We start from the raw sequence: 14,388 nt of genomic DNA, 5'->3' as shown, positions 1-14,388 counted from the left end.
GCTCAAACTAGCGGTCTGGGTGCGGCTTGCGTCATCGGCCACCTTGATGATTAATTTACAGCGTCAAAAATCCGAGACCGGGAGTACGCATGTCCGACGGCAACGCCACCGTGCTGGCCCTGAACGCCGCCGGGGTCTCGTTCGTGCTGGACACCGCCGGCCCCACACCCTCCGTGCTGCACTGGGGCGCCGGCCTGGGGATGGCCGACGGCCTGCGCGCCACTGCGGGCGCCGCGCTCTTGAACAGCTCGCCCGACGCGCCCCGCCGCTTCGGGGTGTGGCCGGGAGAGCACGAGAACTGGGCCGGCACTCCGGCCCAAGCCGGTCACGCCGCCGGTGAAGCCAGCACGCCGCGCCCCCGGATCGTGGGCGTCCACCACGACATCGCTGAGCACGGCGGCGTCATCGCCGTCGAGATGGTCGACGAGATCACGGCTATGCGGTCCACCATCACGTACCGCCTGGACAGCGCCGGGGTGCTCGCCGTCGACCTCGAGGTCCGGCGGTGCGCGGCCTCGGTGCCGTACGCGCTGGACGGCCTTCGAGCGCTTCTCCCACTACCCGATCGGGCGACCGAGCTGATCGACTTCACCGGAGCGTGGTGCCGCGAGCGTTCGCCGCAGCACGCGCCGCTCGGGTTCGGCAGCCACATCCGGCGGGCCCGGCGCGGCAAGCCCGGGCACGACTCGCCCTTCCTGCTCGCCGGCGGCACCGCAGGGTTCGGCTTCGCCGCCGGGGAGGTGTGGGCGGTGCACCTCGCCTGGAGCGGCGACGCCGAATACCTCGCCGAGCGCCTGCCCGAAGGGGCCGGCGCCTTCGCCTCCGTGCTCGGCGCCGGTGAGCTCCTGCGCCCGGGGGAGGTCATGCTCGCCGAGGGCGAGAGCTACACGGCGCCGACCGCGCTGTTCGTCTGGTCCGGCGCGGGACTCGACGGGCTCGCCGAGCGCCTGCACCGGCGCGTGCGCGCGCGTCCCTCGCATCCGTCGTCGCCGCGGCCGCTGACCCTCAACTCGTGGGAGGCGATCTACTTCGACCACGACCTCGGCCACCTGAGCGACCTCGTCGAGCGAGCGTCCCGGGTCGGTGTCGAGCGCGTGGTCCTGGACGACGGCTGGTTCCGCGGGCGCCGCAACGACAGCGCTGGGCTGGGGGACTGGGAGGTCGACGCGGGGGTGTGGCCAGGTGGGCTGGGTCCGCTCGTCGACCTGGTCCGGTCACACGGCATGCAGTTCGGACTCTGGGTCGAGCCCGAGATGACCAACCTCGACTCCGAGCTCGCCCGCGCTCACCCGGACTGGATCCTCGGGCCACGCCAGGGGCTCGGGGACAGCTCCCGCAACCAGTATGCGATCGACATAGCGCGGCCCGAGGTCTACGAGCACATCCTCGAACGCGTGAGCAGCCTCGTGTCGGCGTACGACATCGACTATTTGAAGTGGGACCACAACCGGGACCTCTCCGAGGCCGTCGGGCGCCGGGGGAGCGCCGATCGTCCCGCCGTGCATGAGCAGACCGTGGCGCTGTACCGGATGCTGGACGAGCTCAAGGCGCGGCACCCGGCGCTGGAGATCGAGAGCTGCTCGGCGGGTGGTGCTCGCATTGATCTGGGCATTCTCGATCGTACGGATCGGGTGTGGGCCTCGGATTGCAACGATCCGATCGAGCGCCTCCGAGTGGAGCGGTGGACGCGCATGCTGCTTCCGCCCGAGCTGATCGGCTCCCATGTCGGGGCGGCGCGCTCGCACACCACCTCGCGCATCACCGATCTGTCGTTCCGGCTGGCGGTGGCGCTGACCGCGCACGCCGGCATCGAGTGGGACCTGCGGCAGGCCGACGAGGCCGACCTGATGCGGATCGCGGCCTGGGCCGGGCTGTACCGTGAGCTGCGCGGGCTGATCCACACCGGCCGCGTCGTTAACGCCGACCTCGCCGACGACGCCACGATGCTCACCGGGATCATCGCTCAGGACGGGTCGCGGGCGCTGTTCACCTGGGCCCGCCTCGCCACCTCGGTCGCGGCGCAGCCCGGGCGGGTGCGCTTCCCCGGGCTTGACCCCGCCGTGTGCTACCGGGTGCGCGTGCGCCGCGAGATCGGCGACGCGGCCCGCCACTCCCGCGCCGACCCCGCCTGGGTCGACGCCGCCGCGCTGGGGACGGAGCTGCCGGGTACGGTCCTCGCCACGGCCGGCGTGCCGTTACCGGCGCTCGCCCCGGCCCAGGCGATGCTCTTCGACATTTGCAGGGTGCCATGACTGTCTTCACCGAGCTGCCACTTCCCACGCCGGCCGACTACCGCGACTACTGGGGCGAGGCTCTCGACGAGGCGCGCCGGCACCCCCTCGACCTGCGGCGGGAGCCGGTCGACACCGGGCTCGCCACGGTCGACGTCCACGACCTGTCCTTCGCCGGCGCGGGCGGCCGGCGCGTGCACGCCTGGCTGCGCCTGCCCAAGCACCGGTCCGGGCCGCTGCCGATTGTCGTGCACGCGAACGGATACGGCGCGGGCCGGCTGGCCCCGATCGACGACCTGACCTGGTCCGCGGCCGGATACGCGCACGTGACCCTCGGCACCCACGCCCAGGGCGGCGGCCGCACCGGGCACCTGCTCGAGGGCATCGACACCCCCGAGCGCTCGTACTATCGCGGCGTCTTCGTCGACGGGGCTCGCGCGGTGGAGGCGGCCCGCGAGCTGAGCGAGGTCGACCCGTCGCGGCTGGCCGCGATCGGCAACAGCCAGGGTGGCGGCATCGCCCTCGGCATCGGTGCGCTCGTCCCGGATCTGGTTGCCGTGCTCGCCCAGGCGCCGTTTCTGACCGACGCGCCGCAGGCGTTGCGCCTGGCCACCGACGGCCCCTGGCTCGAGCTCCGCGCCTATCTCCAGGAGAACCCTTCGCGGGCGGAGGCGGTTGCCGCCACCCTGTCGTACGTCGACGGGGTGACCTCGGCCCGGCACGCCACCGCGCCCGGCTGGATCAGCTCGGGCCTGCTGGACGGCATCTGCCCGCCCGAGACCGCCCGCGCGGCCGCCGACGCTTACGCGGCGCCCGTCCAGCTCAAGGAGTGGCCGGGCGCGGGACACGAAGCCGGCGGCACCGCCGACCGGGCTGGAGCGCTCGCCGTGCTGCGCGCCCAATTCGAAGGAAGCTGAGATGCCCTTTTTCGACCTGCCGGCCGAAGAACTACGCGGCTATGCGCCGGCGCTGAGCGAGCCGGACGACCTCGATGCCTTCTGGGCCTCGACCCTCGAGACCGCCCGGACGTACGACGTCGACGTGCGGGCAACAGCGGCAGCGACGCCGTTACGGCTGATCGAGACATGGGATGTGTCCTTCCTCGGATACGGCGGCCAGCCGGTGAAGGCGTGGCTGCATCTGCCCGCCGGAGCCCCGCAGCCGCCGCCCGTCGTCGTGGAGTACATCGGGTACGGGGGTGGCCGGGGCCTGGTGCACGAGCACGTCGGCTGGACCCTGGCCGGCTACGCGCATCTGGTCGTGGACAACCGTGGCCAAGGTTGGGGCGCGGAGGCGGATGCCACCCCCGACGACGATCCGGAGACGGGCACGTCCGGTCCCGCTTTTGTGACGCGTGGGATCCTGGATCCGGCCACCTACTACTACCGGCGGCTGTTCACCGACGGCGTCCGGGCGGTGGATGCCGTACGCGGCCTGCCGTTGGTCGACGGCTCGCGGGTTGTGGTCTCCGGCACGAGCCAGGGTGGCGGGATCGCGATCGCAGTCGCCGCGCTGAGCGCCGGGCTGGCCGGCGCGATGGTGGACGTGCCGTTCCTGTGTCACTTCGAGCGCGCCGTCGGGCTCACCGACAGCGCCCCGTACCAGGAGATCGTCAGTTACCTGCGCAGCAACCGGGGCCACGCGGCGGCCGCGTACTCCACCCTGCGCTACTTCGACGGCGCGATCCTGGCCTCTCGGGCGACCGTTCCCGCCCTGTTCTCGGTGGGCCTGATGGATCCGGTCTGCCCGCCGTCGACGGTCTTCGCCGCCTTCAACCGGTGGGGCAGCGCCGACCGGTCGATCGTCGAGTACCCGTTCAACATGCACGAGGGCGGCGAGGCGTTCCAGCGCGGGCGGCAGTATGCGTGGCTGGCCGAACGCCTGGGCGTTCGCTATAAATGAGATGTCACGTAATGCGGTCCGGCAGCTAGGCGGGGGCTATGTTCACCGAGGTTGATGCCGTCGAGCCCGCGGTCACGGCCGTCTTCGCGGCCGTACTCACCGGGGGCCCGATCAGCCGGGTCACTCTCGCCCGCCACCTCGGCATCTCGTCCGGCGCCGTCACCAAAGCGGCCCGCCCGCTCATCGAGATGGGATATCTCAGCGAGCTGGCCGCGACCGAGCGCACCGGCCCCGGCGCCGGACGGCCCGCCAGCCCTCTGACGATCCGGGCCGACCGCGAGTTCTTCGTCGGCGTGAAGATCGCCGGCGACGAGCTGATCGGCGTCGTCTGCGATCTGCGGGCCCAGATCCACGCCTGGACACACCGGCGGCTGTTCGAGACCAGCGTCGACCACGTGCTCACCCAGCTCGCCGAGCTCGTCGGCGAGCTGCTCGACGGCGCCGGCGGCTACCGATCACGGACCCGGCGGCTCGGCCTGGCCGTCTCGGGCGACGTCGACCCCGCCACCGGCCTGGTGCGCTACTCGCCCTTCCTGCGCTGGCACGACGTGCCCCTGCGGGAACGGGCCGAGGAGATCACCGGCCTCACCGTCACGGTCGAGAACGACGTCAAGGCGCTGACCGTCGCCGAGCACTGGTTCGGCGAGGGCGTTGGCGCCGAGTCGTTCGCGCTGGTCACCGTGGGCGCCGGCATCGGCTGCGGCCTGGTTGTGGGCGGCCGGCTGGTCTCCGGCGCGCGCGGCGTGGCCGGCGAGATCGGCCACATCAGCGTCGACGTGAACGGTCCGGAGTGCCACTGCGGTAGCAGCGGTTGCGTCGAGGCCATCGCCGGCACCGACGCGATCGTCCGGCAGGCGCGCGAGGCCACCGGCCGCTCCGAGCTCACGTTCGACGACGCGGTCGCACTGGCTCGGGCCGGCGACGATGCGTCCGGTGCCGTTTCCGTTCAGGCCGCCGCCGTTCGGGCCGTCTTCGCCCGGGCCGGCGAGGCCATCGGCTCCGGCATCGCCGCCGTGGCCAACCTGGTCGGCCCGTCCCGCATCGTCGTCGCCAGCGAATCGTCCGAGGTCCCCGGCTTGATGGAGGCCCACCTGCGCCGCGGCTTCCAGCGCCAGGCCTTCGGGGCGGCCGCCGACTGCGCGCTGTCGATCCGCCCCCTGCCGTACACGGAGTGGGCTCGTGGCGCCGCCAGCGTGAGCATCAAAGCTCTGGTGACGTCCCGCCTGATCTCGGCTTGAGGCGCACTCCGCTTCTGACCACGCGTCGGCCGCCCATAGGCGGCCGACGCGTGTCTTACTTCCGGTCCGGCGTAGTGGGTGCTACCGCGCAGCGCGGAAGCTGCGACCGGCGAAGGTGGCGAAGCTGTGGATGTCCTCGGCCGGGAAGGTCAGCGCGGGCCCGGTGCAGTCTGCAGTCGAGTAGATCGCGAATGCCGATGTGGTGAGGTTGAGTTCGGCGTGCACCACGAACGGGGCGACGGTGCAGGCAGTTGGGATGCTGGTGTAGACCGCCGCCTGCGCTGGATCGAAGTTGCCGGCGTAGAGGGTCAGGGTGCCCGAGGTGCCGGGTGCGGGCGCGGCGGAGGCCGAGGCGGGGGCCGCGAACAGGGCCAAGCCGGCAACCGCGGTGGCGACCGCGGCCAGGGCTGATTTGCGCATGATGGTGTTTCCCAACGTGTCTGAGAACCTTATGTCCAGATCAGCATCGTCTAAATTACGTGAGATATCAACTAATCTCGTGGAGCGGGAAGCGTCCCGTGGTCGAGGATGTTGGCGTACACCGTTTCGAGGGTCTTGCTCAACGACACCACGTGCTCAGGGGACAGGCCGGCGAAGAAAAGCTGTCGTACCAGCTCGACATGCCCGGGTGCCGCCGCCTCGATCGCCCGCCGGCCTTCGACAGTCAGCGACACCTCGGTCACTCGGCGATCCGAGGCCGCGAGGTCGCTACTGACCAGTCCGCGGCCGGCCATCCGCTTCGTGTGATGCGATACCCGGCTGCGTTCCCAGCCGAGCACCGCGGCCAGCGCCGTGACGCTCAGGCAGCCGCCCGGGGCGTTCGACAGCGCGTTCAGCACGTCGTAGTCCGCCAGCGACAGGCCACTGTCGGCCTGCAACTGCCGGTTCATCTCGAAGTTCAGGCGGAGCTGGACGCGCATGAAGGCCAGCCAGGCTCGCTGCTGGTCGGCGTCGAGCCAGCCGCCCGGCGGAGCGGGTTTGTACGGCATGCCGACCAGTATCGGCCAGGCTGGTCCGGTGCTGGATCATCGGTGCCCGGGCATGCCGACAAGGGCCCGAGCTCGGCTCGGGCCCTTGTCGCATGCAGTCCGGAATCAGCCGATCGACTGGCAGTTCATCGAGGTGCCCTTGGTGACCAGGTACTTGGCGAACTTGTTGAAGTTCATGCCCTTGCGGATCGCGAAGACGCTGAAGTAGACCTCGCTGTTCTTCGGCATCGCCGCCGGCTTGATGACCAGGTTGTACTGGGCCGATCCGTCGGCGCCGGCGACCTGCTTGACCTGGAACACCTGGTCGGACTGGGGCAGTTCGGCTCCGCTGGGCTTGCAGAGCGCTCCCGTCTTAACGACGGCCGGGATGCCCGCGCTGTCCAGGGCCTTCTCCAGGGCGCCGGGGTTCACGAGCTTCTTCGGGTCGAGGCTGACCTTGACCGAGCCGTCCGTCGCCTTGGCCAGCGTGTAGCCGACCGTCTCCATAGCGGGCGCGCTGCTCGCGGTGCCGCCGTCGGCGAGGGGCTGGTTCGTGTCCGGCGTGGTGCCGGACTGACCACCGGCGAATGCCAGCGCGGCCGCGGCCACGACGGCGAGGCCGCCACCAGCCACTGCGCCGGTGAGCTTGCGGTTGCGCCGCCGGGCCCGGCCACGCTCCTCGATCGCCTCGACCGAGCGGTCCATCTGCACATCAGAAAGGGTCTGCTTCACGGCGTCCAACACCTCATCATCGTTCATGATCAATTCCCTAGCTGGCTACGGGCGACAGCTGCGCCCGCAGAGTTGCGATGGCACGAGACAGATGGACGGCTACGGTCGGGGCGGCGATGCCCAGTTCGTCAGCCACCGTTCGAGTGTCGAGGTCCAGCCAGATACGCATGACCACCACCTCACGTTGCCGGCGCGGCAGCCGCCGGACGGCAGCCAACAGTGACGCGTCCGCTTCCGCTTCCGGACCTGCTTCGCCGTGTTGTCGCTGGTCATGATCGTCGAGGGTGACTTCCCGGCGTCGCCGGCGCCACCACGACACCCGCACGTTCAGGGCGGTGCGCACCACCCATGCCGCCGGCGCCGGATGCTGGCTCACCTTCGACCAGGATGACCAGGCTCGGGCAAAGGCCTCCGCGACCAGGTCCTCGGCCAGCGCGCGATCGCCCGTACTAGCGAGTACGGCACGCAGGCAGTTGTCCCTGGAGCGTTGGTAGAAGTCCGCGAAGTCCTTCCGTTCTCGTTCCACACCCCGCTTACGCATGAGCGCCTCGATCCATTTACCGTGCCAGGAAATTTGTTCAGGCACCCAGATCTATCGGCAGTGGTCCACGGTGCTTCAGTCCGCCGTCGCGTCGGACACAGGTGGGGCAGCGCCTAGTGCGCCGTCACGCCGAGGGCTGCGGCAAGTTGCCAGCGGCCGGCGATGCCGAGCTTCGGGTAGACCCGGTAGAGGTGAGTGCTGACCGTCCGGTGCGACAGGTACACCCGATCGGCGATCTCTTTGTTGCTGAGACCCTGCGCAGCCAGCTGGGCCACCTGTAGCTCCTGTGGCGTGAGGCTCTTTCTGGGGCCGGGACCCTCCGAAGCCGGGCGGGGCGGGGTCTCACCGGCCGCCCGCAGCTCACTCGCCGCGCGTTCGCCGAATGTCCGAGCGCCGATGGCGTCGAATCGGCGCAGCGCGTCGGCGAGGTGAGCGCGCGCGTCCACGACCCTTCGCCGGCGCCGCAGCCATTCACCGTAGAGCAGGTGTGTACGGGCCAGTTCGAGTGGTGACCCGCCGGTCGCGCCGGCGTTGAGGGCGCGTTCGAACTCCCCTTCCGGCGAGTCGGCTACGAGCGCCCGGCTACGGGCGACCAGAGCGGTCAGGTACGCCGACCCGAGAATGTGAGCGGTGTCCTCGGTCGTGCGAATGGTCTCCGGCACGGAGTCGAGCCGGTTGGCGCGTACCGCGGCCTCGGTATGGTCCGCGATCGCCCACATCGAGCGCGTCGGATGCACGGCCATGTGGGTGAACTCGATGACCGCCTCCTGCGGCCGGTGCTCGATCATGGCGATGAGGCCGGCCGCCCAATGCGCGTCCGCACTCGCCAGCGCGAGCGGACCGAGCCGGTCCAGCTCGTGGTAGGCGCGTAGCGCCTCCCTCGCCTTGTCCACGTCGCCCAGCAGCGCGTGGGCCCGGGCCACGGTCGCGTGCGCCGTTCCCTGGGTCAGAGGCTGTCCGGTATCGCGGGCCATGCGCACGGCGTACTCGGCATCGGCGAGCCCTTCGGTGACCCGGCCGAGCAGAAGCAGGATGTTGGCCCGGCCGCGCAAGGCTTGGGCCTGGTCGGCGACCTGTCCTTGGTCGTGACAGCGCTCGACACAGAGGTCCCAGCATGTCAGTGCGGTCGCCGGGTCTTGCAGGGACTCCGCCGCGATCGCCAGAGTGAGCAGGCCTTGTGCGTGGTTGCCGAGGGCGGGGATGAGCTCAGGTAGCCGCGCCCGCAGCTCCGCCGCTTCGCCGAGCGGCGCCAGAAGGGCCAGGGCGATCGACTTGAGTGGGCTTGACGTGGTGAGGCTGTCGATTTCCGCCCTCAACCGTCGCCATTCGGCCTGGGGCAGGTTGCGCCCGCGCGCGTTGATCGCCGCACCCCAGAGAATCTTGACCCGGCGGTCGACGTCCTCCGGGCGGCGCGACAGCGCGCGGCTCGTCGCGACGAGTTCGGCGCCGCTGTGGCCCGGCACGCCGACCTGCATGCTGAAGCTCAGCCGCGTTGCCGCGATGTCGGCGATCGTGTCCGGCTCGGTCGCGACCGACTCGGCCTGTTCCAGCAGTTCCGCCGCTTCCTGGTTCATGCCTGTCGTGCGGGCGGCCTCGGCCGCGGCGGCGAGCCGCCGTGCGTACTCGACGGGACCGGGTGATAGGGCGGCCGCCCGCCGGTAGGCGCGCATGGCTTCGGGCTGCGCGCCACGCTGGCGGGCGCCTTGTGCCATTGTGTCGAGTTCGGTTGCCACCGCTTCGTCCCGTTCGAGGGTTGCCGACGCCCGGTGCCAGGCGGCGCGGGCGCGGTCCGGGACCACTGAGGCCAGGGCCAGGTGCGCGCTCGTCCATTCGGCGGTGGTGGCGGCGCCTTCGACGGCGGAACGCACGAGCGGGTGGCGGAACCGCAGCCCGGCCGCGGTCGTGCTGATGAGCCCCGTCGATTCGAGCGGCTCAAGATCTTCGACACCGGCATCCATGGTGCGAGCCGCCGCCATGATGTCGTGGAGTTCTGCGCCGTCGGCGGCAGCGGCCAGGATGAGTAGCCGGCGGCTCGGGGCGGGAATCTCGGCGAGTTGGTCGAGGAAGGCGTGTTCGAGCCGTTTGGTCGTCGGCAGGCGGGAGCCGAGAGCCAGGTGGTCGGACCCGAGCTCGCGCAGCGCCATGGGCAGCTCTCGCAGCGCGAGGGGATTACCCCCGGCCTCCTCGAGAATGCGGGAGCGGGCACCGGGCGGCAGGTCGTGGGCGAGGTGATCGAGGAGGGCCGAGCAGGCCGGCTCGTTCAGCGGCCCTACGGTGAGGCGCTGGGCGGAACCGGCGAACGGGTTGTCACCTTCGGGGCGGGTGGTGGCGATGAGCAGGATCGGTGCTTGCGACAGCCGCCGGGCGACGAACTCGAGTACGGAACGGCTCGAGGTGTCGAGCCACTGAGCGTCCTCCACCGCGACGAGGATCGGGTTGGTGCTGGCGGCCTCTTCCAGGAGGCCGAGGCACGCCAGGCCCACGACGAGGCGATCCGGGGCGGGTCCGTCCTCGAGGGCGAAGGCCACCATCAGCGCGGAGCGCTGCCGGGTCGGCAGCGCGTCGGCGAGGGGGAGGAGCGGGTGCAGCAGTTCGTGGAGTGCCTCGAATCCGACCGGCGCGGCGTTCTGGAGACCGGCGCACCGCAGGACGCGGAACCCCGCTCGCTGCGCTTCGCCGACGGCGTGGTCGAGCAGCACGGTCTTGCCGATGCCCGGGTCACCGGCCAGCACGAGTGCGTGACCGGAATGCCGCGTCCGAGCGATCAGGTCGCGAAGCTCGGTGCGCTCCGTCTCCCGGCCGATCATGGCATCCACGACACCACGTTAAGCAGCGATTGCGGCAGTGTCGACCGTGTGCGGCCAGTCTCACCTGCGGTTGCACAAGTGGTCACAGCATGAGTATGGCTAAAGGTGCCGTAGCCGATTCCCTTTCGCGCACGTACGGTCGTCAACCCTCGAATAGACATATAACCGGGCATAAGTCGTCGCCATACGTCAGCGCGCCAACCCAGATACGTCACCTCACGGATGACCTTGTTCGTCTTGCGGATCAGGCTGAGGAGGCCAGGATCGCCGAAAGGAGCCGCCCAGTGATCGGCCGCCAGCCCGAGTTCGAAGAGCTCCGCCGCGTCGTGGAAGCGGGCTCAGGGTCTCCGCGCGCCCTGTTCCTGTTCGGCGCGGCCGGTATCGGGAAAAGCACGCTGCTCGATGCCGCACGGGCCCACGCCGAGCAGTCGGGGCTCACCGTGCTGAGCTGTGCCGGGTTACAGAGCGACATGCCAGTCGGATACGCGGACCTGCACGCGCTGCTGTACCCCGTGTTGCACCTGACGCCCCGGCTGCCGGACCGTCAGCGTCACGCATTGGCCGGTGCCTTCGGGTGGTCTGAGCTCGGCGGTGATCCACTGCTCATCAGGCTCGCCGTGCTCGGGTTGCTCGAACAGGCCGCGATCGGGCAACGGATCGCGCTTGTCGTCGATGACTGGCAGTGGCTCGATCCCTCGACGCAAGCGGTCTTGAGCTTTGTGGTGAAGCATCTGCTCGGTACGGGGGTGGTCCTGCTCGCCGCCGCGCGGGTGGACGACGGCGAGTTCTTCGCCGCTCCGGGCGGGCGGGCGACGCACGTCCAACCTCTTGGCCGGTCGGACGCCGAGGCTCTCGTCGCCCGCCTCGGCAAGCCCTTGGCTCCCCGCGAGCGCGATCTCGTCGTTCGCTTCGGTCAAGGCAATCCGCTCGCGCTCAACGAGTTCGCCAAAGCCGCGAGAGCCGGTGACCTCAGGGAGAACAGCGTGCTGTTCCCCGAGCGCCTCCCGATCACCGCGCGTCTCGAGCGGGCCTTCGCCTGTGAGGTCGGCTCGCTACCGGAGACCACCAGGCGAGTGCTGCTGCTGGCGGTGGCGGGCGTCGACGTCGGTGTGGCCGAGTTGTTGATGGCCGCTGCGACGGTCGGCGCGGACGCCGCCGACCTCGAAATCCTCGAGAAGACAGGCCTTCTGAGCACGGCCGGAGGACGCCTGAGATTCCGGCACCCGTTGGTACGGTCGACCGTCTACGCCCGGGCATCGACGAACGAGCGGATCACGGCTCACCGAACTCTGGCTACGGTCGTGTCGGATCGCGCTCGGCGCGCCTGGCATCGCGCGGGGGCCGCTGTCGGGCGCGACGACGACATTGCCGAAGAGCTCGCGAACGCCGCCGGCGATCTGGAACGTCGAGGGGCGCTGGCGGAGGCGGCGGCGGCGCTCAGCCGGGCCGCCGAGCTCAGCACCGACGTCGTTCACCGGGCCCGGCGTCTGGTCGCGGCAGCGGAGCAGGCACGCCGGGCTGGGCTCACCAGTTTGGCTGACGCACTGGTCGATCAGGCTCGTCCGCTCACCGACGACCCGGTGGTGCAACTGATCCTGCATACTGTGCACTCGTGGACGGCCACGTTCAGCGCGGCGAGCCGGCCCGACCTGCGGCCTTTCGTCGACTTCGCGCGTGTCCTGGCCGCCCGAGATGTCGATGAGTACGACGAGGAGCAGCTCAAACTGCTGTGGCCGATGGGTCCGCTCGTCTGGCTCTACCACGGCTCCGGACAGGTCGTTCAGGACGCCATCGAGCAGATTCTCGCCATCTCGACGCCGCAGTGGACGCCCTGGAAGGGCCTGCTGTTGCTCATGCTGGATCCGGTGCGGTTCGCCCGGGAAATGCAGCCGAAGGTGGCCGAGCTGCTTGCCGCCTGGGAGCGCGACTCGGCTGCGCTGCCGCTGAACTTCGCGCACGCCTTGTCGGCGATCCAGCGCGTTACCGTCGCGACCGGCATCCACGAACGGACACGCGACATTCTCCGTAACGGCGGAAGCCTGGCGGACGAGGCACGTCATGAAGTGGCTCTGGCTACGGCGCGGGTCGTGACCGGAGAGCCGCGCACCGCCCTGGCCGCCGCCGAGGTGGGTGCCCGGATCAGCGAGGCGCTGGACCTGTCCATGCAGGCGGCCGCCGGCCATGCGGTGCAAGCGCTGGCCCACGCTTGGCTGGGTGATGTGGCCGCGAGCCGCGCGGCCTTCGAAGCCAGCGAACGGGCCGCCCCCGCGGCGTGGCCCATCGTGGAGGCCCATCGTCAATGGGCAGCCGGCCTGCTCGCCCTCGGCGAGCGCCGGTACCGCGACGGCTGGGAGCATCTCGAACAGACGTCCTCGCACCGCACCACCCACCTGTGGGCCATCGCTGACCTCGCTGAGGCCGCCGCCAACGCCGACATGGCCGCCGCCGGGCACGAGGTGCTCAGTGAGTTGGAACGTGATGTCAAGGCCTTCGATTCACCCGAGCTGAATGCCCTGTACCAGCGCGGCCGCGCGCTTCTCGACAATTCGCCCCACGCCGAGTCGCACTTCCAGCGGTCGCTGGCCGAGGGACACCGCAGCGGCGTCCGGCTTCAGCAGGCCCGCACCCATCTCGCTTACGGACGGTGGCTGCGACTCGAACGCCGGATCATCGACTCCCGTGTTCATCTGCGAGAGGCGCGGCGCCTGTTCGACGTCGCCGGAGCATCGCTCTGGTCGGAGCAGGCGGTGAGTGAGCTGAGAGCCTCCGGCATTCTTGCTAACCGCCGGCCGGTGCACGCGAGCGAGGACAACAACCTCGACGCGCTGACCGACCAGGAACGGCGCATCGCCACGCTCGCGGCCCGCGGCCTGTCGAACAAGGAGATCGCCAACCACCTCTTCATGTCGCCGCGCACGGTCGGATCACACCTTTACCGGATCTTCCCGAAGCTTCATGTCACGCGGCGTGCCCAGCTCAGGGATGCCTTGGGCGCCGTCCACCGTGCTGAGCGGGCGGCGGGCTGACTAGACCTGACTGGCGCCGCCGTCGACGTAGATCTCGGCGCCTGTCATGAACGTGCTGGCATCCGAGGCCAGGAAGGCCACCACTTCGGCGATCTCGTCCGGGCGGCCGAGACGGTTCATCGGCACCCCGGATGCGAGGCCGGCGAGCAACTCCGTGGCGGCTTCCGCGTCGGGCGCCAGCGCGTGGAGGCCGGGCGTCGCGATCGGGCCGGGAGCGATGCTGTTGACGCGGATGTCGCGCCCCACCAGCTCGGCCGCCCAGCTCCGGGTGAACGAGCGCAGCGCGGCCTTGCTGGCCGCATAGACGCTGAACGACGCCGCGGCTTTGATGTCGATGTTCGAGCTGGTCACCACCACCGACGCGCCCCGGTTGAGCAGCGGCAGCATGGTTTGCACGGTGAACAGGGTGCCGCCGACGTTGGTGTTGAACGTATCGGCGTAGTGCCGCCAGGTGATCTCGCCGAGCGTCGCGAACTCCCCGCCGCCCGCGTTGGCGAACAGGACGTCCAGGCCAGCGCCACGCGCCTGGATTGCCGCGGCGACCCGCTCGAGGTCGTCGAGGTCGGCCACATCGGCGCGCATACCGGTGGCGTTCGGCCCGATGTTCGCCGCGATCTCATCGAGGGCGTCCTGTCGCCGTCCGGTCACGAACACGTGGGCGCCGTCCGCGGCCAGGCGGCGCGCCGCCGCGAGGCCGATGCCGGAGGTCGCGCCGGTCACAAGCGCGGTCTTGCCCATAGTGTTTCTCCTTGTGGGGTCGGGTCAGCGTTGCCGGTGCGGAGCTGAATCTAGGTCCGGCTCAATCGCGTTCTCGACGATCCGGGCCTGATGCAGTCATTCCGCAGTTATCTGACCCGGGAGGCATCATTGGCGGGCTTTTCCAAGAGTTATCCAACGCCATTTCGTTGGTGATTACCGACACGGTGCATTCCTTGATGAGCCA

11 protein-coding genes are annotated in these 14,388 nt (G+C 70.2%); 5 read left to right on the top strand and 6 right to left on the bottom strand.

The genetic code is table 11. The annotated features are described in order from the left end of the window. Positions 1 to 89: 89 nt before the first annotated feature. From AB0J66_RS17045 to AB0J66_RS17030, 4 genes are read left to right on the top strand one after another with little or no spacing between them, the layout of a single operon-like run. Entirely contained in the window at positions 90 to 2,252 is a 2,163-nt protein-coding gene (locus AB0J66_RS17045; protein ID WP_364660915.1) for an alpha-galactosidase, read from the top strand. Beyond that, complete coding sequence (locus AB0J66_RS17040; protein ID WP_364660913.1) at positions 2,249 to 3,148, top strand: acetylxylan esterase; 900 nt, start codon at positions 2,249 to 2,251, stop codon at positions 3,146 to 3,148. The genes AB0J66_RS17045 and AB0J66_RS17040 overlap by 4 nt, the downstream gene beginning before the upstream one ends. A 1-nt stretch (position 3,149) precedes the next feature. Beyond that, complete coding sequence (locus AB0J66_RS17035; RefSeq protein WP_364660911.1) at positions 3,150 to 4,133, top strand: acetylxylan esterase; 984 nt, start codon at positions 3,150 to 3,152, stop codon at positions 4,131 to 4,133. 38 nt (positions 4,134 to 4,171) lie between these two features. Further along, positions 4,172 to 5,371, top strand: a complete 1,200-nt coding sequence (locus tag AB0J66_RS17030) for an ROK family protein (protein ID WP_364660909.1) — start codon at positions 4,172 to 4,174, stop codon at positions 5,369 to 5,371. 81 nt (positions 5,372 to 5,452) lie between these two features. On the opposite strand, the gene AB0J66_RS17025 is transcribed toward AB0J66_RS17030, so the two are convergent. The 5 genes from AB0J66_RS17025 to AB0J66_RS17005 form a co-directional block, all read right to left on the bottom strand. Then, positions 5,453 to 5,791 (bottom strand): hypothetical protein, encoded by a 339-nt coding sequence (locus AB0J66_RS17025; protein ID WP_364660906.1) that lies wholly within the window; start codon positions 5,789 to 5,791, stop codon positions 5,453 to 5,455. A gap of 71 nt (positions 5,792 to 5,862) precedes the next feature. After that, the gene (locus AB0J66_RS17020) at positions 5,863 to 6,360 is read right to left on the bottom strand and encodes a MarR family transcriptional regulator (RefSeq protein ID WP_364660904.1); all 498 of its coding nucleotides are present in this window, start codon (positions 6,358 to 6,360) and stop codon (positions 5,863 to 5,865) included. 105 nt (positions 6,361 to 6,465) lie between these two features. Continuing rightward, complete coding sequence (locus tag AB0J66_RS17015; RefSeq protein ID WP_364660901.1) at positions 6,466 to 7,098, bottom strand: hypothetical protein; 633 nt, start codon at positions 7,096 to 7,098, stop codon at positions 6,466 to 6,468. Positions 7,099 to 7,108: 10 nt separating this feature from the next. Then, positions 7,109 to 7,657: a sigma-70 family RNA polymerase sigma factor gene (locus AB0J66_RS17010; protein ID WP_364660898.1), complete on the bottom strand. Its 549-nt coding sequence runs from the start codon at positions 7,655 to 7,657 to the stop codon at positions 7,109 to 7,111. A gap of 68 nt (positions 7,658 to 7,725) precedes the next feature. Continuing rightward, the gene (locus AB0J66_RS17005) at positions 7,726 to 10,419 is read right to left on the bottom strand and encodes an AAA family ATPase (RefSeq protein WP_364661212.1); all 2,694 of its coding nucleotides are present in this window, start codon (positions 10,417 to 10,419) and stop codon (positions 7,726 to 7,728) included. Positions 10,420 to 10,703: 284 nt separating this feature from the next. On the opposite strand from AB0J66_RS17005, the gene AB0J66_RS17000 reads away from it, so the two are divergent. Then, entirely contained in the window at positions 10,704 to 13,445 is a 2,742-nt protein-coding gene (locus tag AB0J66_RS17000; protein WP_364660895.1) for an AAA family ATPase, read from the top strand. Here the strand turns inward: AB0J66_RS17000 and AB0J66_RS16995 are convergent, their stop codons facing one another. After that, a complete protein-coding gene (locus tag AB0J66_RS16995) occupies positions 13,446 to 14,183 on the bottom strand; it encodes an SDR family oxidoreductase (protein ID WP_364660892.1) in 738 nt (245 codons plus the stop codon). Between the last annotated feature and the right edge of the window lie 205 nt (positions 14,184 to 14,388).

The sequence above is a fragment of the Actinoplanes sp. NPDC049598 genome, assembly GCF_040675435.1.
GTDB lineage: Bacteria > Actinomycetota > Actinomycetes > Mycobacteriales > Micromonosporaceae > Actinoplanes.
Note: the sequence above shows the minus strand (reverse complement) of the source record. Positions and strands in the feature narration are given on the sequence as shown.

Excerpts from the sequence above, each read along its gene's own strand:
- AB0J66_RS17035 (WP_364660911.1), top strand. The coding sequence starts at position 3,150 with ATGCCCTTTTTCGACCTGCCGGCCGAAGAACTACGCGGCTATGCGCCG.
- AB0J66_RS17015 (WP_364660901.1), bottom strand. The coding sequence starts at position 7,098 with ATGAACGATGATGAGGTGTTGGACGCCGTGAAGCAGACCCTTTCTGAT.
- AB0J66_RS17020 (WP_364660904.1), bottom strand. The coding sequence starts at position 6,360 with ATGCCGTACAAACCCGCTCCGCCGGGCGGCTGGCTCGACGCCGACCAG.
- AB0J66_RS17040 (WP_364660913.1), top strand. The coding sequence starts at position 2,249 with ATGACTGTCTTCACCGAGCTGCCACTTCCCACGCCGGCCGACTACCGC.
- AB0J66_RS16995 (WP_364660892.1), bottom strand. The coding sequence starts at position 14,183 with ATGGGCAAGACCGCGCTTGTGACCGGCGCGACCTCCGGCATCGGCCTC.
- AB0J66_RS17025 (WP_364660906.1), bottom strand. The coding sequence starts at position 5,791 with ATGCGCAAATCAGCCCTGGCCGCGGTCGCCACCGCGGTTGCCGGCTTG.
- AB0J66_RS17045 (WP_364660915.1), top strand. The coding sequence starts at position 90 with ATGTCCGACGGCAACGCCACCGTGCTGGCCCTGAACGCCGCCGGGGTC.
- AB0J66_RS17030 (WP_364660909.1), top strand. The coding sequence starts at position 4,172 with ATGTTCACCGAGGTTGATGCCGTCGAGCCCGCGGTCACGGCCGTCTTC.
- AB0J66_RS17005 (WP_364661212.1), bottom strand. The coding sequence starts at position 10,419 with ATGATCGGCCGGGAGACGGAGCGCACCGAGCTTCGCGACCTGATCGCT.